Source organism: Dyella sp. (genome assembly GCF_035486915.1).
Classification (GTDB): Bacteria; Pseudomonadota; Gammaproteobacteria; order Xanthomonadales; family Rhodanobacteraceae; genus Dyella_B.
In genome coordinates this window covers 1-8560 of the sequence record NZ_DATHMR010000060.1, presented here as the reverse complement: position 1 = coordinate 8560, position 8560 = coordinate 1, and the positions used below count along the sequence as shown (strand labels likewise).

Annotated in this window: 10 protein-coding genes and 1 pseudogene; 8 read left to right on the top strand and 3 right to left on the bottom strand. The window is 54.7% G+C overall.

The window, feature by feature from the left end:
- The 6 genes and pseudogenes from VK725_RS05285 to VK725_RS05260 all read left to right on the top strand — a co-directional run.
- Positions 1–459 (top strand): annotated as a pseudogene (locus VK725_RS05285) (RNA polymerase subunit sigma-70); the annotation flags it as partial.
- A 453-nt stretch (positions 460–912) separates the two neighbouring features.
- Positions 913–1182: an XAC0095 family protein gene (locus VK725_RS05280; protein WP_325317011.1), complete on the top strand. Its 270-nt coding sequence runs from the start codon at positions 913–915 to the stop codon at positions 1180–1182.
- 174 nt (positions 1183–1356) lie between these two features.
- Positions 1357–1602, top strand: a complete 246-nt coding sequence (locus tag VK725_RS05275; RefSeq protein ID WP_325317010.1) for a hypothetical protein — start codon at positions 1357–1359, stop codon at positions 1600–1602.
- Between the two features lie 294 nt (positions 1603–1896).
- Positions 1897–2247, top strand: a complete 351-nt coding sequence (locus VK725_RS05270; RefSeq protein WP_325317009.1) for a hypothetical protein — start codon at positions 1897–1899, stop codon at positions 2245–2247.
- Positions 2248–2350: 103 nt separating this feature from the next.
- Positions 2351–3280 carry an MBL fold metallo-hydrolase gene (locus VK725_RS05265; protein WP_325317008.1) on the top strand — a complete coding sequence of 310 codons (930 nt, stop codon included), beginning with the start codon at positions 2351–2353 and terminating at the stop codon, positions 3278–3280.
- A 273-nt stretch (positions 3281–3553) separates the two neighbouring features.
- Entirely contained in the window at positions 3554–3706 is a 153-nt protein-coding gene (locus VK725_RS05260; RefSeq protein ID WP_325317007.1) for a DUF3096 domain-containing protein, read from the top strand.
- Positions 3707–3791: 85 nt separating this feature from the next.
- Here the strand turns inward: VK725_RS05260 and VK725_RS05255 are convergent, their stop codons facing one another.
- The 3 genes from VK725_RS05255 to VK725_RS05245 all read right to left on the bottom strand — a co-directional run bounded on the left by VK725_RS05255 (position 3792) and on the right by VK725_RS05245 (position 6302).
- On the bottom strand, positions 3792–4919 hold the full coding sequence (locus VK725_RS05255) for an OmpA family protein (protein ID WP_325317006.1): 1128 nt from the start codon (positions 4917–4919) through the stop codon (positions 3792–3794).
- Between the two features lie 305 nt (positions 4920–5224).
- Positions 5225–5407: a hypothetical protein gene (locus tag VK725_RS05250; RefSeq protein ID WP_325317005.1), complete on the bottom strand. Its 183-nt coding sequence runs from the start codon at positions 5405–5407 to the stop codon at positions 5225–5227.
- Between the two features lie 175 nt (positions 5408–5582).
- Positions 5583–6302 (bottom strand): Crp/Fnr family transcriptional regulator, encoded by a 720-nt coding sequence (locus tag VK725_RS05245; RefSeq protein WP_325317004.1) that lies wholly within the window; start codon positions 6300–6302, stop codon positions 5583–5585.
- Between the two features lie 202 nt (positions 6303–6504).
- On the opposite strand from VK725_RS05245, the gene VK725_RS05240 reads away from it, so the two are divergent.
- Positions 6505–6993 (top strand): hypothetical protein, encoded by a 489-nt coding sequence (locus tag VK725_RS05240; RefSeq protein ID WP_325317003.1) that lies wholly within the window; start codon positions 6505–6507, stop codon positions 6991–6993.
- A gap of 381 nt (positions 6994–7374) precedes the next feature.
- The gene (locus VK725_RS05235) at positions 7375–8136 is read left to right on the top strand and encodes a Crp/Fnr family transcriptional regulator (RefSeq protein WP_325317002.1); all 762 of its coding nucleotides are present in this window, start codon (positions 7375–7377) and stop codon (positions 8134–8136) included.
- The last annotated feature ends 424 nt before the right edge of the window (positions 8137–8560 follow it).

Below are 8560 nucleotides of genomic sequence, written 5' to 3'. Positions count from 1 at the left end.
CAAGATGTCTCGCTGTGGAATGCAGCGATGATCGAAGAAGCTGAAGCCTTGCTGCGCTACGCAAGCACCCTTGGGCGCATAGGCCGCTACCAACTAGAAGCGGCCTTGCAGTCCGCGCATGTCGAACGCCGCCGTTCCGGTCGCACCGACTGGACCGCGGAAGTGCAGCTCTACGATGCATTACTCACGCTCTCCGGCTCGCCGGTCGTGGCGCTTAACCGTGCGCTGGCCATTGCAGAATGGAAAGGGCCAGCTGCCGCGCTAGAGATAGTGAACACGCTTGCCGCCGATGGGCGGCTTGCCCAATACCAGCCTTATTGGGCCGCCCGCGCAGCACTACTGGCGAGAACCCACGCTTACAACGAAGCCCACGATGCCTACGACATCGCAATAGGCCTTGAGCGCGATCCAGACGTTCGCCGCTTCTTGCAAGCACGGCAGGCCGCTTTGCCTCGTTGAGTGCGCCGTGCAAACTTCAGCCGCACACAGCCTCAACAATCGGCTTTACCGGCAACACCAATCCGCGTCCCCTGACAGATGATGGCGCCGCATTTATGCGAAGGTGTTTTCGTCGGGCGTGCCCATCCGGCTTTGATGAGCACGACACGCCCGACATGAGTGAAGTAGCGCGGATCGTCCGGGTTGCAGCCCAAACGATCCGCTGGCCACAACCAACTAGAGTGAGAGTTGATCATGGTTATGCTCGATCATACGGCACGCACGCACAGGCGTGCTCCCACCAAGCCGCTTTTTGCCCTGCTTCACCGCCGCTCATACTGGACGGCGTCGAGCGACAGTGGGCAGACGTAGAAAACGAAATCAGATAGTCCCATTTCTACGTGCAGGATTTTTCCTGCAGCCCTTCGCGCCACGCGCAATACGTGGCGCGACCTACAGCGATGGAACACGCCCATGAATAAAAACCCCCACGAGCTATTCCACCCGGCAAGCTTTGTCCTATCCCGCGATCACTACGACGAGCTATGCACGATTCGCGACAAGCTACTGCTGATGGCACAACTCGCCGGCACCGCCACATCCAACGGCGAACACGACACCATACTTTTCATCCGCCGCAGCCTGATCGGCCAACTCTTCGGCGACCTGAGCTTTCAGATCGATGATGTATTGGAAGATGTTGCCAAAGCAGAAACGCTCATGGATCACGCGCCGACACATTGATCGAGGATGAAAGGGGAGGTGAAAACCGCCTACGAAAACCCCTTCAATGTCCGCCCCGATTGTCCGCGTTGTCCGCCCAAATGTCCGCGGACACGTTAGCGTGACGCCAAGCAATTGAAAGCATTAGGCGGAACATTTTTTGCATCTCTTTAGTCACGAGCTAAGGGGTAGGGCATGGCCATTGCCGCAAGGAAACTGCTCAGGCAAACACAGCTACGAAAAGGCGATACACCATTCGATCGTCTCCCGTGGCACCTCCAACGTTTTGTCATCGATTTCTTGCGCTCACATCTGTGCGAGGTCACACCGGCCAACTGTCAGGCTGTAGCCGCCGCCGTGGAATATCGCTTAAAGAAAGATCGACTGCTGTGTCCCGCTGAACTGTGGGTGATTCTGGAGCAAGATGTTTTCTTTGATTGACGAGAAGGCTGAATCAGAGAAAGGCCCGGTTGCTCACCCTTTATACGGTCAACAATTGCCTGGGCACCGGCAAGCTAGCGGAAGCAGATGGTTTTATCTCTGCATTCCGCTTAACTGCACTTCCCTTATTCAGGGAGAAAAAGGGGTCCAGGGTGAGAGGGGCCATTTTCCATTCTGCGAGAGGCTAGGGTGTTCGTTCTAAAAAAGCAGTCCGCCTAATTACGGTACTCGGTACCGTAATTTAATTAGGATAAGGAGGACGACGACGTTCCCAAAATGATTGAGGAAATAACTATGCGTTTGTGCTTTCTTTTGAGTGCCGCGCTGATCGCGTTGAGCGCCGTACCTGGTGCTAAAGCCGCAGATCCTTACGCCAGGCAATACGGCGACGCGCAGACTGACTGCGGTACATGGACTAAATTGAGTAACGATCCTGTTCAGATGAAGAAGCCATGGTCGGAAAACCTTTTTTTCCGGTATGCGTCTTGGGAGACCGGCTTCATTAGCGGGGCAAGCCTTGTTAACCCGCGCTTGCGAACCACTTCTGCGCCTGAAATCATCAAATTCGTAAGTCAGTACTGCCAAGATCATCCACACGATTCGCTTCAACAAGCTGGCGAGCGTTTCTTAGAGGTACTGCAGTAGATCAGCGCCCAATACTGGTACATGGTTCAGTTATTTTCTTTTTTTTAGCTATCCGTCTCCGATGCGAAGCCAGTACTGTGCATAAACATTGGCGGAGGCACTTATGTCCAAGCTCTCACTTTTTGCTGCACTTGCGGTGTTCGCTGCTACAAGCTGCATCGCTGCGCCTGTTGCCTCGCCCTTGGAGCTCGTGGTGCTAGGGTCTGGCGGCCCTGGAGCGACTGGGCGAGCCGGTGCGGGATATGTCGTATTGCTCGATGGCAAGCCTCGCATCTTGATCGATGCCGGACCGGGGACATTTGTGCGGCTCGGCGAGGCAAAGCTCTCATTAGCCAACATCGATATCGTGCTGCTTACGCATTTGCATATCGATCACACCGGCGAGTTGCCTGGTTTTTTCAAAGCACGCGCGGTTTCAGGTGACGGTCCGGTCAATGTCCGGGTCTTTGGCCCCACGGGGCATCATGGCGAAGGGGATGAAGCGTCGTTCCCATCGACCAGCCACTTTATCGATTTATTGTTCGGGCCCGATGGTGCGTATAGCTATCTGCGTGACTTTGCCGAGCCCGTGACTATCAACACGACGGATATCGATGCATCCACAAATGCACCGAAGACACCGAAGGTCATTTATGCAGAGCAGGGCCTGGATATCAGCGCAATAGCGGGTCACCACGGCGACGCACCCGCAGTGATCTATCGCATCGACTATCATCATCAAAGCATCACCTTCAGTGGCGATATCGATGCGAATGGCATCGACAATCTGCGCCGCATTGCGCAACACACCAACCTGCTGGTTTTCAATTGCGTCGTGCTCGATCCACCGGGTTCACGGCCGGTGCTCTACACCTTGCACACGCCACCCAAGACGATTGGCGTGGTAGCTGCCGATAGCGAAACAAAAAAACTGCTGCTCAGCCACTTATCGCCTGTAATCGATCAACGGCAGGCCAGCGTCGAGGCATCCATCCGCACGCACTACAAGGGTCCCATAGTGTTTGCTCAAGACGGTATGCATCTGCAACCTTGATGCAGAGCTAAGTGGCTCGTTTCCAAAGAGTCTCTGCACACTCAATCATTAACCGCTGGCAACAACCTTGAGTTATTGCTACCTGATCAGCGCGTGCAGCTATACGGCGTTTGGCGTGCTGGGTACGCCAGCGCACCGACACAATACGCTCACGCCATCAAGATAAAATCGCTTACACCTCGAAGGATATGCAGCCGTCGTTGCGCCATCCTTGAGTCAGTGATGTCTACGATTCCTGCTTACCACTTTTTCCTTTGACGAGAGGGCATTGCCATGCATTTGAACCTAAGCCTTACGCCGCTAGTCTCATTGATCGCCGGCATTCTTATTCTGATGGTGCCGCGCCTGTTGAACTATATCGTTGCCTTCTATCTGATCATCATCGGGCTTGTCGGATTGTTCGGAACGGGAAGCCTTCATCTGTAGAAGTTCCAGTGGACCGAAATTTCAGGCACACCCGATAAAAAAAGCCCGGCATATGCCGGGCTTTTTCGTGTTGCTTGCCGTTCGATTACTGCTGAACCTGCAGTTCCGTACGACGGTTGCGCGCACGGCCTTCGGCCGTCTTGTTGGTGTCGATCGGATCGTTCAGGCCATGACCGATGGGGCCTTCCAAACGACCTGCGTCGATACCGTGCGAGGTCAGGTAGTCGTACACGATCTTCGCACGACGCTCCGACAGGCCTTGGTTGTACGTGGCCGTACCCACGCTGTCGGTGTAACCGGCCACCGTCACGTGCACCTGCGGATAGCGCTTGAGCGTATCCACAGCCTGGTCGAGGATTGCCAACGAGTCGCTGCTCGGCACGGCCAGCGTCGGCTCGATGTTGGTCTCGCTCTTCTTCGGACGGTCGAACTTGAAGTTGACACCCTTCAGATCGATCACAACCTTCTGCGGGCAGCCATCCGGACCGACGATCGTGCCTTCCGGCAGATCCGGGCACTTGTTGTCGCACAGATTCACGCCATTGCGGAATTGCTTGGAGCAGTCCGGAGTAGCCGGCGGCGGCGGTGCAACCGGCGGTGCTGGCGGGGCAGGTGGCGGACCAAGGCGGAAGACCAGCGCCAAGTCGACTATCGCGTCGCCATAACCGTTGCGTTGAGGGAAGGACTTGTCATCCCAGTCGTAGCGATATTTGACTTCGCCGCGGATGTCGATGTTCTGGGTGATCGTCTTGGAAAGACCCACGCCAGCTTCTGCAGCGGGATCGACGCCGTGATTGAACGGATCGATGTGCTGGCTGGCCATCACACCGCCGACCAAGTATGGACGCCATGCATTCCAGTCGAGGAAGTAATAGCGCACGTCGACACCGATATTGTTGCTTGCCCAATGACCACCGCCCAGGCCGTAGTCGACCCGGCGTACAGTTCGATCCGCAAATAGATCGACCGATACATTGGGTGAGACAAACTTGCCTACGCCAATGCCATAGATGATTTGGTTTTTATTCGTCTTGCGGCTTGTGTCGTCGTGGTCGTAGCCAACCATCGGCGCGACGTACCAGCGATCGTCGTAAGTGGTCGTGGTGGTGTCATTCGTGCTGTCAGCGGTGCCTGCGGTGTTGCTCTGAGCGTGAACGATGCCAGTGCCGCCCAGGGCAAGCGCAATCAGAAAAAATAGGCTCCTGCGTTTCATCAAGTGTCTCCATTGGTAAATTTTGATATGAGTTTTCATCGAACCGAGGCAGACGATGTTCTGCTATCGGGTCACTAGCAGTGCGCCCATTTCCCACTCGGTCGACAACACGTACCCGCATCGCAACTACTGTTGCATGCATGGTATGTGCGTTGTCGCCCTGGTCACTGCAAGATGATTAGCAATAGGTACGTTGCACCATGGATCAAGATGATGGTGTGAGTAGCCTTGCTTCTGGAGGGAAACGAATGTGAGGGATTTTTTCCGATGAACCGTGTCGGGGTCGGAATGTCCCTAACTGTCCTTCAACGATTTCTGGGGCTTGGAGCAACCTTGGCCAAGGTTGCCGATGAATCGCGTTGATTCAGCGCCTTGTCGGTCGCCTTGTCTATCTTGGCGGAGTTTTGGTCATTGCGCTTACCAGCGCCAGACTTCTGCTCCTGGATATGCTTTACGGCATCGGGTTTATGGTGATTTTTAATTTTCATGATGGATCTCCGTAGCGTCATCCCAGGACTGGGAGAGTGTGCTACCCGGCCACCATACGCACTCGGCTTGCTCGCCTCTGTACGTCACAGCACATAGGATGGGAGATGAATGCCTATGCGTCAGCCGCTTAAGCGGCACTTTAGCGAGAGAATGACGCGCTTGCCGCACTCACCGTCAAAGAGCTAGTGCGATGGGAAGCAGGCGGTCGTATTCCTTCTTGACGACGGCGTAGCACTCGCAGGTGCGTCGCTCGAGACCTGGGCGGTCCAGTACAGTGATATGTCCGCGGCGATACTCGATCAATCCGGCTCTTTGCAGGTGACCGGCCGCTTCGGTAACCCCCTCACGACGCACACCAAGCATGTTGGCGATGAGCTCCTGCGTCATCACAAGTTCCTTCGAATGCAAACGATCGAGGCTCAGCAGCAGCCAACGACAGAGTTGCTGATCCAATGAATGATGGCGATTGCACGCAGCCGTCTGCGACATTTGTGTAATAAGCGCTTGGGTGTAACGAAGCAAAAGATGCAACACGTGACCGCCGCGGTTGAATTCCTCAAGCACCATATCTGCCCGAAGCCGAAGGCCTTTGCCGGCGCTTTGCACAACGGCGCGGCTCGGTGTCGATGCACCACCCATGAACAGCGAAATTCCGACAATGCCCTCATGACCAACCACAGCGATTTCGGCTGAGGCGCCATCCTCCATAACGTAGAGCAACGAGACGATGGACGTCGTGGGGAAGTAAACGTAGTCCACCCGGCTGCCAGACTCGTAGAGCACTCTGCCAAGCGGCATGTCGACAGGTTCCAGGTGTGGTACCCAGCGCTCCCACTCTGGGTCCGGTAACACAGCCAATAGTTGGTTCTTCCGTCGATCGGAAGCCAAAGGCATGTCAGTCTCCAAATTGATCTACTGCGATGTCATCTACTCCAGGTTCGTTCCATCTTCGAAGCCGGAACAACGTCTCCAGGCGTTTCAAGTGCTTACTTGTGTACGGAACCGTACCGACTACTGGCACTTATAGCACGCACAATGATGCTATCTCCGTTAAACAGCACCTTTGCCGCTTTTGGACATATTTAGGAATTGAACAGTGGCTGATCTCATTGTTGCCAGGTTCGACACGCAATTTGCAGGCATGGCCACCCTGGAGAGGCTGGTTGCGCGTGGATTGCGGCGCAGTCAAGTCGTTCTAAGTGTTGACGAAAGTGTCGGTAATTCAGCGGCAAGCTCAAGCGCGCCCACAACCGTTATATCGACCGTAAGCCACCAAGGTAGGAGAGAAATCCAGGATGCGCCGGGTAAAACGCATCGCGCTTCGGGTTTTCGATCGCCTGGCGATGTTACGAATCCCAAACTTTTCGGCCACTCGATAGTGACCATTCGACTTACCGGTGAATTACCGGCCGATAACATCTGTCGGCTGCTGGATGATGGTGGTGCTCAGTCGATTGTTCGACACAATGGAATACCGGCCGTCGAGCATCCTGATATGTGGCCCGACAACGGAGAGGCTTTGGAAATCGATGTGCAGCGTGCTGTGGCGGCTGTCAATGGCGGAGATTCACTTATAAGTATGTAGATACACAATCGTGTGTCGTGTGTTCGATGGCGCACGGAAATAGAGATCGACGGGGGTGATGCTCCAGGTGCGTGATAGGGAAATAATTCCTCGACTAGGACGCCCTCATGGGAAGGATTGCCCTAAGGTGGGCAGGGATGCCCTTATGAGGTGGAACGCCATCTCAACCAGCCAGAATATCTATTTGCGCCCAAGCAAATACGACAGGCTCAACCAGGCTTCGATAGCTTCCAATCGCCATACGTTGTAGCCGCCGCATACGACGTCGCCGACGCACGATACGCAAATAATATCGATCTGCGTGCCTAAGCGAACAGAGCGTTATTGCGCAAGAACCTAGACTGTCTCAAGAGATGGCACGCTGCTGATCTCTTATTCGACATGAATATTTCTTGCAGAAGGGCAACCGTTTTGAAAACAAGAAGCGCAAAGCGTGTTGTAAACAGGCTGATCGATGGTCTTCCAGCGAAAGAGCAGGCAAGAGTGCTTGAACGTTGCGATGTCGTGGAACTGACCTTCGGTGACATCCTGTTCGAGGCAGGTCAAGCCATTCGTCACGTTTACTTCCCGCTTGACGGGTTCATATCGCAAATGACGTTTCTGGATGACCTTAGGCCGCTCGAAGTGGCGTTGATAGGAAACGAGGGCATGGTGGGGGAGACGCTGGTTCTGGGCGTGTCCGCAGCGCCTATGCGTGCCATCGTCCAGGGCTCTGGCCAGGTGCTTCGGATGAAAGCAGCGGATCTAAAGCACGAATTGATCGAATGTCCGCAATTTCTGCAGACACTGAATCGATATCTCTACGTCATCATGCGGCAATTGCCACAAATGGCCGCGTGCTCGCACTTTCACGAAATCGAGCCGCGCCTAGCCCGCTGGTTACTTATGACGCATGATCGGTCGTCCACGGATACCTTTCATCTCACCCACCAGTTTCTTGCGGGCATGCTTGGCGTACGGCGAAGCGGCGTCACCATCGCCGCGGGTGCGCTACAGCTAAGGAAACTCATTGATTATCGTAGGGGAGAAATTACGGTACTCAATCGTCGAGGACTCGAAAAGGCCTCCTGCACATGCTATCAATCGCTCATCACCGACTACGATAAGCAGTTCAGTGATGGCCAGCGGACACATCATCATTGACACGGTCGCACCGCTTACTCGACAACAACATCGACGTCACCGTTACGCATCTATGGCGCGTGGATCTGAACCACGTCGGGTAACTATGGATACCCCCTACCAGCAAGATGGCGTGATCCTGCAAGAAGTATAGACACCGGAAGAATGTCAGTGGGTGCGCTTTCGCACCGAGGCACTGATGGTCAATGTCATGCGCCGTCGTTCAGCGCCTAAGCGACTTTTCTTGGATGTGCTTTATCGTCTGTACGCCAACGAACGCATCCTGTTTCTGACGCTGCCATTGTTCAGTTCAGTGGTTCTGGCGAGTTCCAAAGTCGCAATGGGTGTGGTGGCGCACCGACGCGCCATTCCGCAGCGTGCATGCTTGGCACCCATGTAGGAGTACGTTATGAAGACGAAATTGATGTTAGCCATTTGCGCAGCC

Excerpts from the sequence above, each read along its gene's own strand:
- VK725_RS05280 (WP_325317011.1), top strand. The coding sequence starts at position 913 with ATGAATAAAAACCCCCACGAGCTATTCCACCCGGCAAGCTTTGTCCTA.
- VK725_RS05275 (WP_325317010.1), top strand. The coding sequence starts at position 1,357 with ATGGCCATTGCCGCAAGGAAACTGCTCAGGCAAACACAGCTACGAAAA.
- VK725_RS05270 (WP_325317009.1), top strand. The coding sequence starts at position 1,897 with ATGCGTTTGTGCTTTCTTTTGAGTGCCGCGCTGATCGCGTTGAGCGCC.
- VK725_RS05265 (WP_325317008.1), top strand. The coding sequence starts at position 2,351 with ATGTCCAAGCTCTCACTTTTTGCTGCACTTGCGGTGTTCGCTGCTACA.
- VK725_RS05260 (WP_325317007.1), top strand. The coding sequence starts at position 3,554 with ATGCATTTGAACCTAAGCCTTACGCCGCTAGTCTCATTGATCGCCGGC.
- VK725_RS05255 (WP_325317006.1), bottom strand. The coding sequence starts at position 4,919 with ATGAAACGCAGGAGCCTATTTTTTCTGATTGCGCTTGCCCTGGGCGGC.
- VK725_RS05250 (WP_325317005.1), bottom strand. The coding sequence starts at position 5,407 with ATGAAAATTAAAAATCACCATAAACCCGATGCCGTAAAGCATATCCAG.
- VK725_RS05245 (WP_325317004.1), bottom strand. The coding sequence starts at position 6,302 with ATGCCTTTGGCTTCCGATCGACGGAAGAACCAACTATTGGCTGTGTTA.
- VK725_RS05235 (WP_325317002.1), top strand. The coding sequence starts at position 7,375 with ATGAATATTTCTTGCAGAAGGGCAACCGTTTTGAAAACAAGAAGCGCA.